Genomic DNA, 19,974 nt, shown 5'->3' on the forward strand with positions numbered 1-19,974 from the left:
TCAAGATAACTCATGTATTACCGGCGCTTTCCTTTTGGCAAGGTAGCTCAATTGGTTGAGAGCGCAGGATTCATAACCCTGAGGTTGGGGGTTCAATTCCCCCCCTTGCTACCATTTTCCTCATTGCGACAGCCCCTCAGTTCAGCAAATCATTCCCTATCTTTCAGTGGAATCTCCAGACGTGCGCGAACAGCCGATGCGTGAGCATACAAGCCTTCACTTTCAGCGAATTCCATAATGGCCGTGCTGTCCTGACGCAGGCGTTGAGCAGAATAGCCAATCACCGAGGTTGTTTTAATGAAATCCTGAACTCCCAGCGGAGAAGAGAATTTCGCACAACCTGAAGTGGGCAGAGTGTGGTTGGGGCCTGCAAAATAATCGCCCACAGGCTCAGGGCTATAAGGTCCCATGAACACCGCACCCGCATTCCGGATTTTGTGTAGCTTTTCGAAGGGATCAGGGATCAGGAGTTCCAGATGTTCCGGGGCAAACACATTAATGGCGTCAAAAATGTCATCAACATGTTCTTCCACCACAATCGCTGAGTTATTGAGGAAAGAGGCTTCGATGATTTCCCGACGGGGAAGGGTGGGAATGATTTCTTCCAGCCATGCGGCGACACTCAGAGCCTGTTGCGAAGAGTTTGTCACAAGGACAGCCCGGGCGTCAGGATCGTGCTCAGCTTGTGACAACATATCGCGGCCAAGATATTCCACAGGAATCTCGGGTTGTGTGCAGGCAATCATGATTTCACTGGGACCCGCAAATGAATCAATTCCGACAATTCCGTAGACCTGCCGTTTGGCTTCCGCAACCCAGGCGTTTCCTGGGCCGGTTATTTTATATACAGGTTCAATCGTTTCTGTGCCATAGGCCAATGCGCCGATCGCCTGGGCACCTCCAACCGCATAGATTTCAGTAATTCCCAATAATTCCAGTGTTGCCAGAATCAGCGTGTGGGGCAATCCGCTTTCTGTCGGCGGCGACACAACCACAATTCTGGGCACTCCAGCCACCTGTGCCGGAATCACATTCATCAACACTGTCGATGGATAGACCGCGCGTCCCCCCGGAACATAGATGCCAACGCAATCAATGGGGGATACTTTCCATCCCAAAATGGCGCCATCTTTCTCAAAACGGAGTTGCGTTTCTGTTTTTTGCCGTTGATGGAATTCCTTGATATTGGTGGCGGCTCGACAAATGGTTTCTTTCAGGGAGGGGGGCAGTGCTGACAAAGCCTGTTTTAACGCGTCTGGAGGAACCTTGAATTGCGTCAACGCGATTTTGTCAAATTGCCGGGTGTATCCAGCCAAAGCCGCATCCCCTGTTTGTTTGACAGTTTCCAGAATCTGGCGCACAGAGGCCGAAATATCACGGGTGGGCACGTCTGCCAGATTTTGCAGATATTGAGACATTCCTTCAAAAATACGTACTTTCATAACGCCGTTTCCAATCTATTTGAATTTCACCAGAAGCATAGCGATATCATCGGTTTTATGCATACTGCCAGTGTATTGATGGAGTAATTTTACCATGTTTTTCAGAACGGCAGGATATTGGATAGATCGCTCAAAGTAAATACTCATCTGCGGAATTCCGAGAAAACATTTATTTTCGTTCATACATTCAGAATATCCATCCGTATAGAGTAGCAGTTGATCGCCTGATGAAATCCTGATTTCAGCTTCCTCATAGTGTTTTTGGGCTTCCAGCAGTTTGAGCGGCAATCCTGAATGTGTTTTCAGGACAGAAACCCGATGCTGTTGGTTTTGATAGATCAAAGGCGGAGTGTGTCCGGCACAAGCATAGCGCAGAGTTCTTGAGGGATGATGAAAGATGGAATAAAACATGGTGAGATATTGTTGGGTGGGCAACGTATCCCATAACGCCTGATTGAGTTTGACCAACGCATCGGAGGGTGAAAGATCCTTACTGGTCAAAATTCGCAGATACCCCCGAACCAGCGTCATGGTGACCATGGCGGGAGCCCCATGTCCGCTGACATCCGCCATCACAAAAGCTGTATGCTCATCATCAATGGGAAAGGTATCATAATAATCACCACTGGCGTATTCAGTCGGTTCATAAAAAATTTCTACGTCAAAAAAAGGCGTTTGGGGGACCTGACTGACCAGCAGTTTTTTCTGGATGTCGCCGACTTCCTCCAGTTGTTCGGCCAACTGATTTTTTAATTCAAGAATTTCATGATATTGGGCATCCATCCGCAGTGCGGTATGAATGCGTGCGTTCAACTCAAGTTCATGAACCGGTTTGGTGATATAGTCCACAGCACCAAAATCCAGACAGGATGCGAGCATCGTTTTTTCATTCTCACTGGTCAGCATGATGACAGGAATGTTGTAGTGGGATTTTTTTAAAAATTTAAGGACAGCAATTCCGTCCATTTCAGGCATGTATAAATCCAACAGAATCAGATCAGGTTTCTGTTCGTTCAGCACCGTTTCAAGTTCTCGACTGTTCATCAACGACAAAATATCAAAGCCGCTGTTTTTTAATAGCAATACCATGAACTTGAGCACATCCGGTGAATCATCCACCACAAGGATCAGGGGTCTGGTATCTTGATTCACATGGACCTCAAAGTTTGCAGGAGTTGATCAAGAATAGTTTGGAAGGACTCCTGATCCATATTGACCAGAGCTTCCTGCAACAAAGTGATCTGTTGATTGATATATGGAACAGAATTCAGTTGTTGTTTCATGGTTTCCAATTGTTTTTCCAGCACGGTATAGCGCCAGAAACTGATGTTTGCGAGTTCTTCCGCTTCTTGAATAAAAGTCTGACGCATTGCGTCTGGAATGTCCTGCATCGTCATGGTGGCGGATGTCGTATGTTCCGAAGGTGATTCCGGATCATTTTCTCTTCCCAGATACTTTTTACACAGGGCCAGTAACGAGTCTTTTTGTAATGGTTTTGAAAGACAGTCCTCAAAACAGCCTGATTTTTTTTCAGTATCGCTGGTGCCATAGGGCAAGATTCCAATCACAGGAATATTGGCGCAGTTTGGTCGTTGTTTCAACTGTTCAGTGGTTTGAATTCCATCCATTTCAGGCATTTGAAGATCCATGAGAATGAGTGAGGGATGACACTGTTCTGCTTTTTTTAAGGCTTCCTTGCCATTGATCGCTGTTTCTACCTGCACTCCCAGATCACCGAGCATAATTTTAGTGAGAAACAGATGCGTGTCATTATCGTCGGCAATCAATACCGTTTTTCCTGCATAAACCTGTTTTTCAGATTTTATGATCCTTTCTGGTGTGATGGCTATTTTATCGATGTTCAACCAGAAATTCAGTGTCAAATGAGTTGCCGTGTGTTCCAGAGTGAATTTTCCCTGCAATTCAGATCCCCATTGTGCAATCCGCTTGAGTCTCGCATCCTGAAAAGCACCCTGTACCTGTTTGTCAAGAGGTTGCGTTAACATCTGAAATTGTTGCTCGCGTTGTTGCATGTCGTCTTCATTGATGGATAAAACCAGCGCAAATAAAATCTGATCTGGATGGGGCTCAACTTCGAGACGTACAACAGAAAAAGAGGGGGGACCCTCCAGACAGATTTCAAGCAATCCTTTGAGCAGATGATTCAAGCGTCCCCGGTCACTGCTGATGTGGACGGGGGTTTGCCCCTGAAAGGCATAACTGAAATCAATATTTTGTTCCATAGCCGTTTTTTTCAGCAAGGTCATCAAGCCTTTCACCATGACTCTGAGATCGAATTTTTCCCATTTAGGCTCGGTACTGTCTGGATTGAATTTGGCGAGCGCGGAAATATTGTAAATGGCTTCTTCCAGATTACTGATGTTGCTGAGCAGGATCTGCAGATAGTGTTCGCACTGCTCTTTCATCTCCTGTTTTTTAAACATCGTCAGCAGAACTTCCGCAAAACCTTTGACCGAACTCAAAGGTGAGCGGATCTCATGGGACATGCTGTCATAGTAATTGTGGTTTTGTCGGGCATAGTGGCGTTTGATCTGAGCCAGTTCAATCCAGGGGGTCAGATAGTTTCCCAGAAGAGTCAAAAGGCTGGTTTGCGCGGCATCAAGGTGCAGCGGTTTGTCATGAAACACCGCGAGTATTCCGATCCAGAGGCCTTCGGGATTTTGGAGAGGGCAGGCAAAATAGCCTTTTATATTCCGATTCATGAAAAATGGCGTTTTTAAGGCTTCGGGATCATGAATTTCACAACGTTGGGTCGCATTACAGAAATCCCATTTGAGATCTGCTGCGGAGATGCTCCGGCTTGGTTCAAGGTGGTCCCTGTGCCAGAACGCTTTGGTCATGATTGTAGAATTGTGCTGAATCTCGCCGATCAGCACAAAAGGAACACCTAATTCAGCCGCGACCTGTCGGCAGATCTGCCCGAACCCGTCCTCTGTGCCTGGCGTTGCCAGCAGTTTTGATAATCGGTGATAAGAAGATTCCTCCTGATTTTGAGAAGAAAACCACAGCCAATTTTTAAACATAGGATAACCAGAAAGAGATGATTTTTATTCCTCTATTGCGTTTGTCAATCAATCCCGTTAACACAAATAAAACACTTATAGGCTATATGTATTGAGAAGAAGTAGCGCTTACAAGTCTGAAAACAAGTTTCAGCACTCAAATATGTCATAAATTGAAGAGGAGAAAAATGCCATCTGTCAGAAAAAACATGAAAAAAGGAGTATCTACCACCAATAGCGGAACAATTCTGAACAACGGAAGGCCAAGCAAAGCCATGCCGGAACTCCCGCTGGACTGGGAAAATCTTGATCCTGCCGATCTTAAAAACCCTCTGCTGTATATCAACCGTGAGTTGAGTTGGCTGGAATTCAATCAACGTGTGCTGGACCAGGCATATGATGACATGCATCCTTTGCTGGAAAGAGTGAAATTTCTGGCGATTGTCGGCACGAATCTGGATGAGTTTTTTATGATTCGTCTGGCAACAATCATCAAAAAGATTGTGAACAATATTGATGATCTCTCACAGGATGGCCTGACAACACGCCGCCAGTTCTGGGCGATTCGGGAACGTGCTGAAAAAATGCTCAATGACATGACTCAATGCTGGGAAAAAACCTTGAAGCCTCAACTTCGGGAAAAGTCGATTGTGTTTCTGGATGCCGCCGATTATACGGACCAAATCCGACAATTTCTAAGCTCGTATTTTCTCAAGGAAATATATCCCGTATTGACTCCTCTGGCCTATGATCCCGGACATCCCTTCCCACATATTTCCAATCTCAGCACCAGCCTGGCTGTTGTGATCCGGCATCAGGGAGAAACCAGATTTGCCCGGGTTAAAATTACAGCCGTATTGCCGAGGTTTGTACGTATTCCTGAGCAGGTTTGCGGTATTTCAGGGCATGTCTTTGTGTTTGTGGAAGATGTGCTCAAAGACCATATGCAAGAGCTTTTTCCAGGGACCAAAATCGAAGAAATCTATTTGTTCCGGATGATCCGTGATACGGATGTGGTCATACAGGAAGATGAAGCGGATGATCTCCTGCAAACAGTGGATGAAAGCCTGAAACGAGTCAGATATGGCGAGGTTTCAATGCTCCAGGTAGAACAGAACATGCCCGACCGTATTCTGAACATTCTGATTGAAAACACCCGGGCGATGGAAGGTGTGGTCACGCGGACGGACAGTCGCATGAATTATGGCAGTCTGATGCAACTCTATCAACTCCATCGGCCACAATTGAAAGACACACCGTTTTCGCCACCTGTCCTGTTCAGTGAACACAACCGGGATACGCTGCTTGAACGCATCAAGATTCAGGATTTGCTGGTGCATCATCCGTTTGAGTCGTTTGTTTCTGTCGAAAATTTTATTTCGGCGGCAGTCAATGATCCCAATGTGATTGTGATTAAAATGACGCTGTACCGCATTGGTTCCAACTCACCGATTGTGGACCAGCTTATTCAGGCGGCTGAAGCCGGGAAACAGGTGTCTGTTCTGGTTGAACTCAAAGCCCGGTTTGATGAAAAAAATAATATCATCTGGGCCAAACGCCTTGAGGAAGTGGGCGTGCATGTGGTGTATGGCGTGATGAAGCTCAAAACACACTGCAAGTTGTGTCTGGTCATTCGCAAAGAATCCGATGGTATCCGGCGCTACATGCATATTGGCTCAGGAAACTATAATCGCGGAACCGCGCAAATTTACACCGATACCGGATTATTTACCGCCAATGATGAAATCGGTGGTGATGTTTCGGATGTGTTCAATGTGATCACGGGTTACTCCAATAAAAAGGACTATAAACATTTACTGGTAGCACCAGCGGGTCTGCGCCCCGGCATTATGAGAATGATTGAACGGGAAATCCTGCATGCCCGTGAAGGCCGGGAAACGAGAATCATTATCAAGGCGAACGGATTGACAGACCCTGAAATAATCCGTGCCATGTATCAGGCCTCACAGGCCGGTATCAAAATTGACCTGATTGTTCGGGGCATTTGCTGTCTCCGCCCCGGAATCAAGGGCATCAGTGAGAACATCAGAGTGATCTCAGTGGTGGGCCGGTTTCTGGAACACTCCCGAATTTATTATTTTCTGAATGGTGGACAGGAAAACATGTATATCGGCTCCGCGGATCTGATGGAGAGGAATCTGGATAAACGGGTTGAAGTCCTGTGCCCTGTACTGGACCCCAAAATCATGGAGCATCTCAAAAATATGGTTCTGGGCAGTGTGCTCAATGATTCTGTGAGAGCCTTTGTTTTACAGTCCAACGGCAAATATGAACGTCTGAAAAATCTTCAGAAAGACGGAATTGATTCGCAGGATTATCTCCTCAATTGGTATGCCAAAAGTGGAAATTTGTAGAATCAGGAAGTGACTCTGAATGTGCGGCTTACTCCCTGATAAGGCACAAAATCACGGAATGTTCTCTGAGACCCCTGATACACCACCCTGTAAATTCCCGGAATTGTTTCGTCCGGGATGTTCCAGATGATTTCTGCGATGAGGTCTTTTTTTTGCTGAAACCATCGAACCCGGGTATCCCAATCTGAATCGACAGCAACGCATTCCCATCGGCCTTGATGCTGTCGTTCTACGAGCACATAGGTTTGAGTCTGCTCCAGGTCATCATTCGGATTGGATGCATTGAGCTGAAACAGAACTTTCTCACCGGGATGGTATACGCTACGGGGTTGTTGGCGGACCATCCCCTGCGTGGGGCTTGCTTTCAGACTTCTTTGCCGGAGTTCCACACGCTGGAACATGGGGAACTGAAAAATCGGTGCCCGGGATTCCTTGACCGCAATGCCATACGCCATCATGTGAGACAGTTCGGAATAAATCTGCTGATACGCATTGAAGGTATAGGGGCCAAAATGAACGGAGGCACCTTCATAATGCTGAAGTGCGTAGGCTTCCCGCGTTTCAATATAACCGGTGTAGGTATTGGCCAGTCCAGCGATCACAAGATGCTGGATCCCCTTGTTGATCAGGACGCTCGATAATTGATGTTTCAACCGTCTGCCACACATCGTGGTCATTTCTCCCGGAACTGAAATCAAGCCCAGCATGCCAATCTGAAAAATCTGAAATGGCAGAGTTTGCGGCGTCCATGGTGCGTTTTGCGAAATTCCTGTGGGTAAAATGACAGGTTTATGCTGATGTTCCGGATCATCCCAGAGGCGTGACAACATCCAGGTCGCAGTGCCAATGGCTTTAGCCGAAAGACCTTTATTGTGTTTCCAGATATGTGGAAGCGTCCATGTTTTGCCCTTGTTGAGTCCTTCCTGAATTCCCGGCACATCGCTGGGGCCATCCTGTGAGGCACCCGCGGCAAAGGAAACTCCCAAAGCCGAAGTTGGCAAACGAATTTCAGTGGTGCCCGTAAATTCCGGAGCAACCACATAGCCGGGCATTTTTACCCATCGGTGCCTAAAATCTAACGGTCCTGTCACAGGTTTGCCTTTTGCCTCAAACAATTCCCAGGCCTTCTCAAATTGTCTGAAACCGCATATTTCTGTACTTTCCAGGTCATCTTTCCCTTCGCCCATACCATCTCCCCGAATGTTGGGTGATGTATCACCATGCTCACTGTTGGCAAACGCCGCCACAAATGAATTATCCTTATATTTCTCCCGCATTTCTTTCTCAAAACGCCAGGCCGCATAACCTTTGCTGTCTCCGCTGATGTAACGGTTGTTTTTGCTGGTGGAGGTGGGATGAATCGCATACCAACTAATCACCCCCACAGGTTTTGCATCCAGTGTTGTGAATGTACAAACAGTCATTTCCTTGTTGGTATCATGCGGATATTCGATTGAGTCAGGATTTGCCCGATACGCTTCCGGAGAGCGATTGACGCTGATTCCTGTCAACTCCCCCCTGTTCATGAAAAACAGTCCCGGTTTCAATTGACGATGTGCCGTGATGACAGATTGAAAAATACCATTCACGATTCTTCTGAAATTCTGTGAGGAAAAACCCCAGGTGGTGATGTTGTATAACGGATAATGGGAGTATCCACCGGGGCCGGAATGCGTATGCGTTGCCGTGATCATCACATTTTCATGATCATACAAGCCTTCGAAACGGCGTCGGAGTTTTCTGATGACAGCAAGCTTGATGGATTGGGAAATGAAACATAAATCCGCACAGACAAATACCACTCTTTTTCCTGAGTCCGTATCGCGCATGATGAATGCCCGACTCCATAACCGCAGTTGAATGCCCCAGGTTTTCTGCTCAGGTGTGCCATAACCCATCATCCCGAGACCCAGAACATTGCCGGTGATATCCTGTTTTCCAACGCCTATTTCATAATCTGAGGTGCGAGTCTGTGAAGATGTCATAAGTCTCCTGTCAAGCCGGGGTTCAGCCAACAAATCGGTGGATTGGACCGCTAACAACGCTGTCTACCATTGTTCTTAACAGAAAATTTTTATTTGGAAAACAGGAAGATTGAATTCGACAGTATCGTTTTCTCAATGTGACAGGTCGTCTTTGACGGATGGACGCTTCAGAGATCCTCGAAATTGCATTGACGTATGTAATGTGGAAAAATTGTTTGCGTTCATCTTTCAAATCTGTTTGTATACGATCTGAAGCGGTTGTAACAATTATTCCTGTAATTTCAGGAGTTGTTACAGCAAGCCGTAAAAAATGATGACAGTCAGAAATATTTTTTCAATGAAAGAGGGTGTTTTATGGACAATCAACTGAAAAAAATAATCACCCGTATCCATCCTGACCGGTTTCACAGCTATCCCTCGATTCAGCAGATCAATGAAACCGCGGTGCAACAGATTTTATCCTTCTGGAATACCGGAAAGGATTCCAGTCATGCTATCAAATCTTTTTTAGCGACAATCCGGTTTTATTATTACAATCAGGATGATCTGTTTGAAAAAGTGGAAGTGACGCTTGAATTGCGAAACCGTCTTTTGCAAGACTCAGAACTAAGATCCGCGTATGTGGATTATGCCATCCAGTTTCTGTTATTTCTTTGCGGAGGCAGAGACGCAGGGCCTTCTGTGCCGGAAGGACTCGAAGAATATGAAATTCTGGACATCGAACATCCCCGTCAGGAATTCCCTGAATCCTTTGGTGTGGATATTCTGTTACAGCAGATGAGACAAAAACTGGGCAAGGGCATCCAGTTTGATCATGAACTGACCACAGAACAACAGGAAAAGGCCTTGGGGCAACTGATGAATGCCGCTGATATCATGCAACATCTGAATCTGGAAAATATCCAGTTGATCATCGCTCAATCCTATCACATGCTGTCCTCCAACGTATGCAATATTCCTTATGATTTTGAACTGGGCGAATGCCTGAGATACATTGAAGAAAATTTTCCTGAGGCGATCCGGGAGATTCAGTCAAGAAATCGACATTTGACAGTATTTCTAAAGGAAAAGCTGGGCTGTCTGGGCGTGAATGGAACGCAGATCTGTTCCATCACCCAGCTCTATCTTGGGATGGGGCGGTTGAATCTTTATACAAGACAACTCAAGGTATTTGATTTGAAAGAAACTTTTTTGATGATCAGTGTGGATTATTTCAATTCAGGACAAATGTTTTATCTACCATGGAACTTTGATATTGAATCCCTCCAGGCTCATTTGTCCCAGTTTCTGGCAGAACATCAGCAACGTCGCAAAAAGAATTTTGATGAAATGCCCATTCAGCTTTCTTTTGAATTCGCGGCCTGATCACATAGCCTGAATTTGAAGGAAAATGTCCAGAGCCTGGTCACCAAAAATATCATAATGATCCAGATCCTTGACAATATTCATATTTTTTTCCACTTCCAGATCAATCAGTGCGTATTTTGATACATCATTTCCCTGGGCGTCCCTGACCACAACGACCTTGGGACGATTCAGATCTATTGTGGGAACGCTGATCACAAAGGCCATGGAATTATCATTCAACTGTACCAGTGAGCCTTTCGGATATTTCCCCAGAACCTTCATGAACAAGTCCCAGACGTTGGGATCAAATTCCACACCGGTCAAGGCGTCAATATAACGCATAGCGGCGGCAGGTGGCCATGATTTTTTATAACTTCGCCGTCCAATCAAGGCCTGATAGACATCCACAATCGAGGCCAACCGGGTTTCCATCAGCACATCATCATACTTGACATTCTGGGGATAACTCGAATTGAGAGATGTGTCCATTTTCACATGGTGATAATGGGCGATATTGACTATCTGGGACGGCATCCCCATTTCTTCGAGAATCTTTGCGCCAAACACTGTGTGTGACTGCAAAAGATGCATTTCGCGGCTTTCCCGCTCAAACCGGGCAGTGCTTTCCAGAATATCCTTGGGAACTTTTGATTTGCCGCAATCATGCATGAAACCGGCAAACAGGGTCATTTGGACATCCGCAAACACGGGTTTTTCTCCTGTGAGACGTTTCATTTCATAATAGGCATTCTGAAAAATGGCGGCAGCATCCACGCAATGCGCATAGGTCTGGTCACTTTGTTTAAGGCTGGCAAGGGTCTGCATGGCTTCCGCACTTGACGATTTCATCATATTTTCAATATAGACCTTGACCCCCTCGGTTTTCATCTTACCAAGTCTTGCGCCATCCATCATGTCTTTTACCGCATCCGTTGCTTGTTCGCGCATTTCCACGCTTTCTTTCACCTGTTGCACAAATACGTTGGCTTCTTCGACAGATTCCTTGTGTTTTTCCTGTTGGGTTTTCTGTTTGGGAAGTTCCATCACTTCAAATTCCAGAAAACCCCGTTTTTGCAACTCTTCAATCAAGCGCGGGGTAACCGTGGTGAATTTTCTGAGAGTGTCCGGGAAATCTGTAATTTTAAGCAAGCGATCATTCGGTTGCAGGTCATTTTCCTTGCAATCCATCTTTTTTCCATTCCTCGCGATTTTAAAAGTAGCACCTTTAAAATTAAGCTGAATGAATTTACAGGAATGTTCTCCCAACTGTAGATATTGCGTGGAAAATCCTGTGAAGGCCAGGATTTTCATATTATCTTTCAGTTGTTTGATAGGAACAATTTTAGTTGATGCTGACATGGGTTATACCTTCTAAACTGGCGTTGAGGATAAGGGTGAAGCCTTGCATATGGAACATGCGCACTTGTCTCTTAAGGATTTGAAGGTGTACAATCCTGAATTGTGACCATCACTCCAGTGAATCCGGAAAGCGTAATTTCCTACATATTCACTGTGTCGGATATGAATATCCACAGGAATGGTTTCCGGTTTCAATACTTTTTTACCTGTCAATTCATCAATACAAACCGCACAGGGACAATCATTCCGTAATTGGAAAAAAATATAACGGCTTTCGTGGCCGTCTTTCCACAGGATATACAAATCATCAGCAATCAGGATTTTTTCAGGCTTTTTTTGTTTGAGGGATGTCATTACTGTCATAATTTTTTAGTGTCCAGTATAATAACTCAAGAGTTATAAGTTTTTAGCCGACAGTGTCAGTGTTCGTTAGAAAACAAGAATGAGTCTTTAGTACAATAATTTTTGAGTTAATTCAACACACGAATTGGAAAGTACATAAAAATGGGATTTTCGGACAAACAGGTGTTACACGATTATTGGGTGAAACGACGGATCATTCGATCTTCTAATGTGCTGAACGGCTTCATGGAAGTTAGCAGAGAAAATTTTGTTTCCTCCGATCAGGTACGTGATGCCTATGCGGATCATCCGCTGCCGATTGGGCATGGGCAGACTATTTCCCAACCCACAACGGTCATGCTTATGCTGGATTTGCTGGAACTGGAGTCTGGCCAAAAGGTACTTGAAATTGGCGCAGGAAGCGGTTACAACGCTGCGATCATCTCGCGGATCGTCAAAGAAGTGGTGACAATTGAACGCATTCCTGAGTTGGTCGAACTGGCCCGGAAGAATCTGAAAAAGTCAGGTATATCCAATGTCAGGGTGGAATATGGCGATGGCAAAATCGGTTGTTCCATGGAATCTCCGTTTGATCGGATTATCCTCACGGCCGTAGCACCGCGGATTCCGGAAAATTTATTATCCCAGCTCAAGCCAGGTGGCGTGTTGGTGGGGCCTGCAGGGCCTGCATTTCAATGTGAAATGGTCAAAATCCGGAAAATCAGTGAAACACAAAGTGACCGCTCCAGTCATGGTCTGTTTTCATTTGTACCTCTGGTTTAATGTCTCATAAATGATTGATTTTTGAGATGAGTAATTCCCTTGAAGGAGAACATTCATGAAAGGTATCATTCTTGCGGCAGGTTATGCCACACGCTTTCTTCCCGCATCCAAAACCATTCCCAAGGAAATGTTTCCCCTGATTGATCGTCCTGTGATTGATTATATTGTTCAGGAAATGGTTTTGTCAGGAATTCATGACATTTTACTGGTATCTTCCCGTCGTAAAAAAGCCATGGAGGATTATTTTGATAGGGAAATTGAGCTGACCACCGTGTTTGCCCAAACCAACGAAATTGAAAAACTGGAACGGATTCGACCGATTGACGCCAATATTTTCATGTTACGCCAGCAAAAAATGATGGGAACAGGAAACGCGTTGCTCCTTGTTGAACCCTTTGTGCAGGATGAACCCTTTATTGTGGCTTATCCTGACGATTTGTTTTTTGGACCAACGCCCTTGTCACGTCAGTTGATGGATGCTCATGCAACGACTGGAAAAACGGTGTTGGCCGTGGAAGGACTGCCAGGACAGGATGTTTCACGCTATGGTGTGATTGTGCCGGAAAATTCTGACGAACCGATTGAGTCAGGCCGAACAGTCAACATGCGGCAAATGGTGGAGAAGCCGTTCAGGGGCACCGAACCAAGCTGTTTTGTCTCTTATGGTCGATATCTTTACACCCCTGATATTTTCCCGGCCTTGAAGGCCAGCGCCCACAGTCATGATGGTTATGGTGAATTCACACAAACAGAAGCAATCAACATGCTTGCGGCCAGAGGAAATGTTGTGGGATTACAAATCAGCGGAAATCGCTATGATGTGGGTGAACCACTGGGATATGTTCAGACCATTCTGCAGATGGCTATGCAACGTCCACAATTCCGGCAACCGATGAAAGAATTCATGGAACAAATGCTCAAAGATGAGGGCAACGGTAAAAAAACGCGAAAATCCTGAAATGTTGAATACAGTCAGTTCATTTGCTCTGAAAACAACTGTGCCTGCACCTGACATCCGGAATCACAATCCTGATGCCAGGGATAGCGGTGCTGACTGTCAGGCCAGATCAAACGCAGGCGTCCTTCCAGCAAAGGCATTCCTTGAGGATCCAGAGGATTATGCACCAGCATCAGTTCATAGCCTTCAATAATTTCATCAATCAATGAGCCATGCGTGAATTGCTGCCCCATTTTGATCCGTTGTGCCAGAGTATTCAGGAACAGACAGGACATTTCATCGTTCAGTCCAACCACCTCAATTTCAGGATGCTTGAAATTTTTTTGAAGTCCAAATGTCTGGCTGCAGAGGATCTCATCGTAAATGGTAGACAATATTGTCCAACCATAACGCTCAAGATCCTGGCGGATTTTTTCATGCACCTCTTCAGAGGTAGGATCATTCGGGTTTTGAGGGGTCATGGTTGCTCCATGCGGAAGTGACAAGGATCTGTCCGGGATAAATAAAAAAATTAATTGTCTGGTGTTTGATATAGATCATGTTTGTAAAAGTCGAATGAATTTTAAGTACGATGAGGGTCAACGATGACCAGTGAACTAATGTGAACCTAATTAACGCGCAGGAGAACCAATGCTGAAAAAAATGATTCTTGTAACCCTCCTTCTGGTGATTCTAAGCGGAGTCGCGCTCATGGTTTCCCAGAAAAAAAATGAAACTGACCCCAGAGAGGGACAGTCGATCATGAAGACTGTGGATATCAATGAATTGTCACGTATCCTTATCCAGGGGAACAACACACCGGTGGAACTGGAAAAAAATGAAAACCAGCAATGGCTTGTCAAGAGTGAGCACTATCTGGCTTCCTCTGAAGAGTTGCAAAAATTACTGGTCAAATTCATGGAGACCAAAATTGGACATAAAGTCACGGACAATCCACAGCACCATGAAAAATTCAGGGTGCTTCATATCGATCAGAATAATGGCCAGTGGGATGCTCAGAAAACAGGAACCTTGGTACGCCTGTTGAAACAGGATGGCAGTCCTGTGCTGGAGGTGATTCTCGGCAAGGACCGTGTTCAGGGCGGTGGACAATATTTCCGATATGCGGGTGACGATTCGGTTTTTCTGATTCTTCAGAACCTGATTGTGCCTACAGATTCAGAAGAATGGCTGGATAAACTGATTATTGATCTGGATGCTAAAAAACTGGTAAAAAACATCAGCGTCACCCCTTCTGACAACGATCCTTACGTGCTGATCCGTGACAAGGAAGACGCAGAGTGGCAGACCACCCTGACCGGACAGGAATCACTCAAACAGGAAGATATCGGCACCTTGCTCGATCAGTTGAAAGATTTGCAGTTCCTGAAATTAATGCCTGTGTCCACCCCTGCCACAGAAACAGGGCGGGAACGTGTTACCACCCTTGAATTTGAAAATTTTGATGGCCGTATTCTGTTGCTGGTTGTGGGCGAAGACAAAGTTTCAAGTGAAGACTATCATTACATGCATGTGTCGATGAAATTGAGAGAGGGCGTGACGGATGACGCCTTGAAACAGGAAGTTGACACCTTCAATGCAAGAACTCAGAACTGGCTTTATGGCTTGAGTAACTACAAGGGCATCGCTTTTCTGAAACACCGTTCTGATCTGGTAAAAACATCCGGCGCGAGTGAATGATTCCATGCTGAAAACAGAAGCGGATCATACCGAAATGAGTTTTTATTATATGCGGATCAACGGCAGGGAAGAAACCCTGCTGGAGTTTCTGCTGAGAAAATTCCGCTATCTCAATGAACAGGAATGGATGGAAGCCATTCTGGCCCAACATCTTCTGGTGGATCACCGTGAGGGTGATCCCTTTCAGATTCTAAAAAACAATCAGAAAATCATTTATATCAGGTCTGATCATCTGGAACCACCTGTCGATGCGGAATTTGATATCATTTACGAAGATGAGGACCTGATCGCTGTCAATAAATCAGGAGACCTGCCGACTTCGCCCTCCGGGAAATACTACAAAAACACCCTGGTGCATCAAGTCAAGGAAAAGCTGGGCTGGGAAAAAATATACACCCTTCATCGACTGGATCGTGAAACCAGCGGTGTCATTGTTTTTGCCAAACGACAGGAAGTGGCCCAGATGATGGCGACCATGTTTCGGGAACGGAAGATTGAAAAACGATATATTGCGATACTCGAGCGGCCATTACCGGCTCCGGATGTGTTTTTATCTGTTCCGATTGGTCCTGCCATAGACAGTCCGGTCCGAATCAAGCAGTGGGTTATTCCAGAGGGAAAAACCAGCCAGACCCGTTTCATTTTTCAGGAATCAATCGGCAACTACACACGTGTTGAAGTTCGCCCGTTGACGGGACGCACACACCAGATCAGGGTTCATGCAGCATATCTGGGATCGCCTATCGTTGGCGATAAATTGTATGCTCTGAAAAATGATGGTTTCCTGCAATGGAAAGATGAAGGTGAATCATTTCTGGTGTCCCAAAATTTTCCAACGCATCGTCAATTGCTCCATGCCTCAGAGTTGCGGTTTTGTCACCCAGTGACCGGGCGACCTCTGCTGATAAAAGCGGATGATGCCATATTGACCAGGCATCTTGGTTGATTACTCCAACGTTCAACGCTCAGAACGAGGAAGGCAACAGGGGGATCCTCCCAAAGTAACAAGCGGGCGTTTTTTTCAAGATCTCCGCATCATTTGACAGGACACACCATGCCGAACAACTGGCACGAAACAGCAAAATTCTGGAGTCAAAACACTGGTTTTGATGAGCATACCCGTAAAGAAATTCAAAAATTATTTGCTCAAAACAATGACAAGGAACTGGAAGATCGTTTCCGTGGAATTCTGGAATTTGGTACCGGCGGACTCCGGGGGCTCATGGGCGCCGGCACAAACCGGATGAACACCTATACAGTTCGTCAGGCCACCGAAGGTTTGGCCCGCTATATCAAACAGCAGGGACCTTCACCGTATCAGGGGGTCGTTCTGGGCTATGACTCCCGTCACAATTCACAGTTGTTTGCCAAAAACGCGGCTGAAGTGCTGGCCTTTCACAAGATTCCTGTCTTTATTTTTTCCGACATCATTCCCACGCCGATGGTTTCCTGTGAATTGCTCCACAGAAAAGCAATGGCCGGCATCATCATCACAGCCAGTCACAATCCTCCGGCCTATAATGGTTACAAGGTTTACTGGAACAATGGGGGGCAGATCATTCCTCCGGATGACAGTCGAATCATTGAAGAAGTCCGGAGTGTGGAAGCTCTGGAAAAAATTCAAATTCTACCTTTTGAAACAGGAATTTCCGAAGGCCTCATTCAATGGGTGGAACAGGATGCGGATGAATACTATTTTGAACAGGTACAGCAACTTGCTCTCGGAAACCCCGCCTTGAATCAAAAAACACATGTGATTTACACCCCGCTCCATGGCACTGGAGGCCGGGGTGTTGTTCCACTGTTGAAACGGCGTGGATTCGAGCATCTCAGGATTGTGCCGGAACAGGCTGTGCCTGATGGAAATTTTTCCACTGTCACATCGCCGAATCCTGAGGAGGAAAGCGCAATGGAACTCGCCATCGCCTTCTCAAAGCCTGACGATGAACTGATTCTGGCGAATGATCCTGACGCCGATCGTCTTGGCGTGATGATCCGGGACAACAATCAGCAATGGTTCCGGTTGAATGGAAACCAGATCGGAGCCCTGTTGCTGGATTATCAGCTCTCCTCACTGAAAGCACTCAACCGGATGCCGCACGATGGCTGTTTTATCGTGAGCCTTGTGACATCTCCGTTGGGATCCAGTATTGCCAGGAATTATGGTCTGAAAGTTGTGGAAACACTGACAGGATTCAAGTGGATCTGGGGCGAAGCTTATCGGTTGAAGCAGTCAGGACAGGCAACCTTGGTATTTGGCATGGAGGAAAGTCATGGTTATCTGGCTGGAACCTATACCGGAGACAAAGATGGTGTCTGGGCCGCAATGGCCTTTGCGGAGATGACAGCCTCTCTCAAAGCACAGGGAAAAACCGTGATGGATGCCCTCGAACAATTGTATCAGCAGTACGGATACCATCTGGATGCTCTGGAAACTCAAACGCTTCCCGGACAAGATGGCGCCGCACGGATACAGAATGTGATGCGAACATTCCGCGAACAACCCCCTTTGACTATTGCCGGCAAACAGGTCATAGCAGTGACAGATTTGTTGAATGATTCCTTCCGGAAGATGGCTGAAACACAAATTCAGAACGGACCCGGACTGCCAAAATCAAATGTACTTGTTTTTGAACTGGAAGATCAGACAAGGGTGATTGTGCGACCTTCTGGCACAGAGCCGAAAATCAAATTTTATTTTAATTTGAAAGGGACTGATCGGCAGGCGCTGGAAACACATTTGACGGCCATAAAGACTGAATTATTCGCAATGATATAATTGTTGCATTGTGAGGGGCACTCCCGCAATGTCGTCAACTTAAGGAATTCGTCGCCGGGAAGTCCCCCTTTTCAAAGGGGGCATGGGGGATTTAACGCTCGGAATTACATCCCCCTAACCCCCTTGAACCAAGGGGGAATTGGTGCCAGTGACTTCACAGGGCTTAACTTAACAGACGTGCACGGGACGTAGGGTACGAGCAAACTTTTACAATTTATTCTTTTGCCATTCCTTACCATTTTTCTGGATGATTGAATGAAATATTCTTGTTTGTTGACGATTGTATGGGTGCTGCTGGAGGTGTCATCCGCAAATGCCCAGAATATATTGGTCAGTCAGGGACAAATCACTGTTCCAGTCTTTCGCGAGCGGTTGTCCCAGGCCCGGGAAGAGGCGTTGTACAAGGTGAAAAAAAACGCTGTGTTCCAAATTCTCTCCAATTTTCTTGACGAATCCACACTGACTCAGGCATCTGCTCTGATTCAGGAGAGTCTGCTGAAAAAACCGGATACGTATATTGAGTCCATGCGTACCATTCAGGAAAAAATTTCTACGGATGGAAAGGAATTTTCAATCACGATTGAGGCCAGAATCTTCCGGACGCAGATAATCAATAATCTCAAAAGTCTGTATTTGCCGATTAAAAATTATCCCGTGACTACCAGACGGCTGGTTTTTCTCTACAATCCACAAACGGACTGGGGGCAGGAAGCGGTCATGCCAACCTTGCTTCAAAACCTGCGGCGGGCATTTGCTACATATAAAATTCTGGTCAGCATGACCCTCCCCATCACTTCGGAAAATATCACACCGTCAGGCGACTTGAAACTGACGGATGGTCCTGAGGCAACAACAATTGACGGCTATGTGATGTGGGACATGTCACCGGAGGAATTCCCCAAAAACAACAAAACAACATCGTTCAAAGGCACACTCAAAGTGTTCACTCCGGACAAAGGCAAATATGTGGGTAAAATTTCAACGGCCAAAACCATGGAATGGACGCAGTCTCCAGAGGATGTGCTGTCGGCCCTGATGGAACAGATCACCTTGAACTGGACCAGTTTGATTGGACAGATTATGGAGCTGAAACAGGACAATGGCGAACTGGTGTTGTTGCGTTTTTACGGATTACCCGGACCACAGGAAGAAGTGAGTTTTGTTCGACAGGTTTTTTATGCCCAACCAGACTGGCAGCAGGTGCAACTGGACACCGTGTCATCCGTCTATACAGATTATCGTGGGTATTACCGTGGGAAACCCGAACATCTGGAAAGTTTTTTCAAATCTCTCCAAAAAGAAAATTTTCGTGTGGAGCGTGTTTCCTGGGATGATCCCTACTGGAATTTATATATCAATTGGATCGAAGCCCTCAGGATTCTGATTCCATATGCACCGGATCCTCTGGTGGAAAATCTGTTGAAGTCTGCGCCACCCGAAATCACAACGCCTGAAACGCCACCTGTTAAACCCCTGGTTCCGCCTGAACCTTCAGACGCCATGGATCTTGCTGGCCCCACATTGCAGGTGCCCAATGCTTCGGCAAAGTCCATTTACCAATTGCCCCTGAATCAAAAAACCTATGACCATATCAAAAGTAAAGGAGACAGCACTCTGTTTTTGCTTCAGGCACCCGCAGGCACCCGTCTGAAAATCTTATGGCGCCGACTGGGAAAAACGAATCTGCGTCCGTCGATTTCTTTTTATGATGAAGAACGGGTTTTGCTCCAGAAATTCATGGTTTCCGCAAAAGATCACTATGAAATTGAGTTTCCCTTGGGAGAAAACCAGTCCAGAGTGTATTTGAAAGTCGCGGATGCAGAAGGATTCATTGATGGTTTGATCGGAAGTTTTCAGTTTTTTCGATACCTTCTGGAAATCCGCATGGTTGAATAAAAGCA

15 protein-coding genes and 1 tRNA gene are annotated in these 19,974 nt (G+C 45.9%); 9 read left to right on the forward strand and 7 right to left on the reverse strand.

Annotation, left to right across the window (positions count from 1 at the left end):
• Nucleotides 1-36 precede the first annotated feature (36 nt).
• Nucleotides 37-114, forward strand: a tRNA-Met gene (locus HQM11_11635).
• Between the two features lie 35 nt (nucleotides 115-149).
• On the opposite strand, the gene hisD is transcribed toward HQM11_11635, so the two are convergent.
• Genes hisD through HQM11_11650 form a run of 3 tightly spaced genes read right to left on the reverse strand, consistent with a single transcriptional unit; the run spans nucleotide 150 to nucleotide 4,486 of the window.
• Complete coding sequence (gene hisD / locus HQM11_11640) at nucleotides 150-1,442, reverse strand: histidinol dehydrogenase (GenBank protein MBF0351677.1); 1,293 nt, start codon at nucleotides 1,440-1,442, stop codon at nucleotides 150-152.
• Nucleotides 1,443-1,457: 15 nt separating this feature from the next.
• Nucleotides 1,458-2,594: a SpoIIE family protein phosphatase gene (locus tag HQM11_11645; protein ID MBF0351678.1), complete on the reverse strand. Its 1,137-nt coding sequence runs from the start codon at nucleotides 2,592-2,594 to the stop codon at nucleotides 1,458-1,460.
• A complete protein-coding gene (locus HQM11_11650; protein ID MBF0351679.1) occupies nucleotides 2,591-4,486 on the reverse strand; it encodes a response regulator in 1,896 nt (631 codons plus the stop codon). The genes HQM11_11645 and HQM11_11650 overlap by 4 nt, the downstream gene beginning before the upstream one ends.
• Nucleotides 4,487-4,740: 254 nt before the next feature.
• On the opposite strand from HQM11_11650, the gene ppk1 reads away from it, so the two are divergent.
• Nucleotides 4,741-6,840: a polyphosphate kinase 1 gene (gene ppk1 / locus HQM11_11655; protein ID MBF0351680.1), complete on the forward strand. Its 2,100-nt coding sequence runs from the start codon at nucleotides 4,741-4,743 to the stop codon at nucleotides 6,838-6,840.
• A gap of 2 nt (nucleotides 6,841-6,842) precedes the next feature.
• Here the strand turns inward: ppk1 and HQM11_11660 are convergent, their stop codons facing one another.
• Nucleotides 6,843-8,825, reverse strand: a complete 1,983-nt coding sequence (locus tag HQM11_11660) for a neutral/alkaline non-lysosomal ceramidase N-terminal domain-containing protein (protein ID MBF0351681.1) — start codon at nucleotides 8,823-8,825, stop codon at nucleotides 6,843-6,845.
• A gap of 354 nt (nucleotides 8,826-9,179) precedes the next feature.
• Between HQM11_11660 and HQM11_11665 the strand changes: the two genes are divergently transcribed.
• Nucleotides 9,180-10,190, forward strand: a complete 1,011-nt coding sequence (locus tag HQM11_11665; protein ID MBF0351682.1) for a DUF4460 domain-containing protein — start codon at nucleotides 9,180-9,182, stop codon at nucleotides 10,188-10,190.
• Here HQM11_11665 and HQM11_11670 read toward each other — a convergent pair whose 3' ends face one another.
• Both HQM11_11670 and HQM11_11675 read right to left on the reverse strand, forming a co-directional pair.
• Nucleotides 10,191-11,531: an HD domain-containing protein gene (locus HQM11_11670; protein ID MBF0351683.1), complete on the reverse strand. Its 1,341-nt coding sequence runs from the start codon at nucleotides 11,529-11,531 to the stop codon at nucleotides 10,191-10,193.
• A gap of 12 nt (nucleotides 11,532-11,543) precedes the next feature.
• Entirely contained in the window at nucleotides 11,544-11,885 is a 342-nt protein-coding gene (locus HQM11_11675; protein MBF0351684.1) for a DUF971 domain-containing protein, read from the reverse strand.
• A 150-nt stretch (nucleotides 11,886-12,035) separates the two neighbouring features.
• Between HQM11_11675 and HQM11_11680 the strand changes: the two genes are divergently transcribed.
• Both HQM11_11680 and HQM11_11685 read left to right on the forward strand, forming a co-directional pair.
• Entirely contained in the window at nucleotides 12,036-12,656 is a 621-nt protein-coding gene (locus HQM11_11680) for a protein-L-isoaspartate(D-aspartate) O-methyltransferase (protein ID MBF0351685.1), read from the forward strand.
• A 55-nt stretch (nucleotides 12,657-12,711) separates the two neighbouring features.
• Entirely contained in the window at nucleotides 12,712-13,614 is a 903-nt protein-coding gene (locus HQM11_11685; protein MBF0351686.1) for a UTP--glucose-1-phosphate uridylyltransferase, read from the forward strand.
• A gap of 14 nt (nucleotides 13,615-13,628) precedes the next feature.
• Here the strand turns inward: HQM11_11685 and HQM11_11690 are convergent, their stop codons facing one another.
• Nucleotides 13,629-14,075, reverse strand: coding sequence for a DUF4262 domain-containing protein (locus tag HQM11_11690; protein MBF0351687.1), 447 nt, complete (start codon nucleotides 14,073-14,075; stop codon nucleotides 13,629-13,631).
• A gap of 169 nt (nucleotides 14,076-14,244) precedes the next feature.
• On the opposite strand from HQM11_11690, the gene HQM11_11695 reads away from it, so the two are divergent.
• The 4 genes from HQM11_11695 to HQM11_11710 all read left to right on the forward strand — a co-directional run bounded on the left by HQM11_11695 (nucleotide 14,245) and on the right by HQM11_11710 (nucleotide 19,969).
• Entirely contained in the window at nucleotides 14,245-15,294 is a 1,050-nt protein-coding gene (locus HQM11_11695) for a DUF4340 domain-containing protein (protein ID MBF0351688.1), read from the forward strand.
• A gap of 4 nt (nucleotides 15,295-15,298) precedes the next feature.
• Nucleotides 15,299-16,240 (forward strand): RluA family pseudouridine synthase, encoded by a 942-nt coding sequence (locus tag HQM11_11700; GenBank protein MBF0351689.1) that lies wholly within the window; start codon nucleotides 15,299-15,301, stop codon nucleotides 16,238-16,240.
• A 108-nt stretch (nucleotides 16,241-16,348) separates the two neighbouring features.
• Entirely contained in the window at nucleotides 16,349-18,073 is a 1,725-nt protein-coding gene (locus tag HQM11_11705) for a phospho-sugar mutase (GenBank protein ID MBF0351690.1), read from the forward strand.
• A gap of 255 nt (nucleotides 18,074-18,328) precedes the next feature.
• Nucleotides 18,329-19,969 (forward strand): hypothetical protein, encoded by a 1,641-nt coding sequence (locus tag HQM11_11710; protein ID MBF0351691.1) that lies wholly within the window; start codon nucleotides 18,329-18,331, stop codon nucleotides 19,967-19,969.
• Nucleotides 19,970-19,974 lie beyond the last annotated feature (5 nt).

The sequence above is a fragment of the SAR324 cluster bacterium genome, from assembly GCA_015232315.1.
In the GTDB taxonomy this organism is placed as follows: domain Bacteria; phylum SAR324; class SAR324; order SAR324; family NAC60-12; genus JADFZZ01.

What these genes read in the sequence shown, in the direction of transcription:
- hisD (MBF0351677.1), bottom strand. Translation starts at nt 1,442, where the DNA reads ATGAAAGTACGTATTTTTGAAGGAATGTCTCAATATCTGCAAAATCTG.
- HQM11_11650 (MBF0351679.1), bottom strand. Translation starts at nt 4,486, where the DNA reads ATGTTTAAAAATTGGCTGTGGTTTTCTTCTCAAAATCAGGAGGAATCT.
- ppk1 (MBF0351680.1), top strand. Translation starts at nt 4,741, where the DNA reads ATGCCGGAACTCCCGCTGGACTGGGAAAATCTTGATCCTGCCGATCTT.
- HQM11_11660 (MBF0351681.1), bottom strand. Translation starts at nt 8,825, where the DNA reads ATGACATCTTCACAGACTCGCACCTCAGATTATGAAATAGGCGTTGGA.
- HQM11_11665 (MBF0351682.1), top strand. Translation starts at nt 9,180, where the DNA reads ATGGACAATCAACTGAAAAAAATAATCACCCGTATCCATCCTGACCGG.
- HQM11_11670 (MBF0351683.1), bottom strand. Translation starts at nt 11,531, where the DNA reads ATGTCAGCATCAACTAAAATTGTTCCTATCAAACAACTGAAAGATAAT.
- HQM11_11675 (MBF0351684.1), bottom strand. Translation starts at nt 11,885, where the DNA reads ATGACATCCCTCAAACAAAAAAAGCCTGAAAAAATCCTGATTGCTGAT.
- HQM11_11680 (MBF0351685.1), top strand. Translation starts at nt 12,036, where the DNA reads ATGGGATTTTCGGACAAACAGGTGTTACACGATTATTGGGTGAAACGA.
- HQM11_11685 (MBF0351686.1), top strand. Translation starts at nt 12,712, where the DNA reads ATGAAAGGTATCATTCTTGCGGCAGGTTATGCCACACGCTTTCTTCCC.
- HQM11_11690 (MBF0351687.1), bottom strand. Translation starts at nt 14,075, where the DNA reads ATGACCCCTCAAAACCCGAATGATCCTACCTCTGAAGAGGTGCATGAA.
- HQM11_11695 (MBF0351688.1), top strand. Translation starts at nt 14,245, where the DNA reads ATGCTGAAAAAAATGATTCTTGTAACCCTCCTTCTGGTGATTCTAAGC.
- HQM11_11700 (MBF0351689.1), top strand. Translation starts at nt 15,299, where the DNA reads ATGCTGAAAACAGAAGCGGATCATACCGAAATGAGTTTTTATTATATG.
- HQM11_11705 (MBF0351690.1), top strand. Translation starts at nt 16,349, where the DNA reads ATGCCGAACAACTGGCACGAAACAGCAAAATTCTGGAGTCAAAACACT.
- HQM11_11710 (MBF0351691.1), top strand. Translation starts at nt 18,329, where the DNA reads ATGAAATATTCTTGTTTGTTGACGATTGTATGGGTGCTGCTGGAGGTG.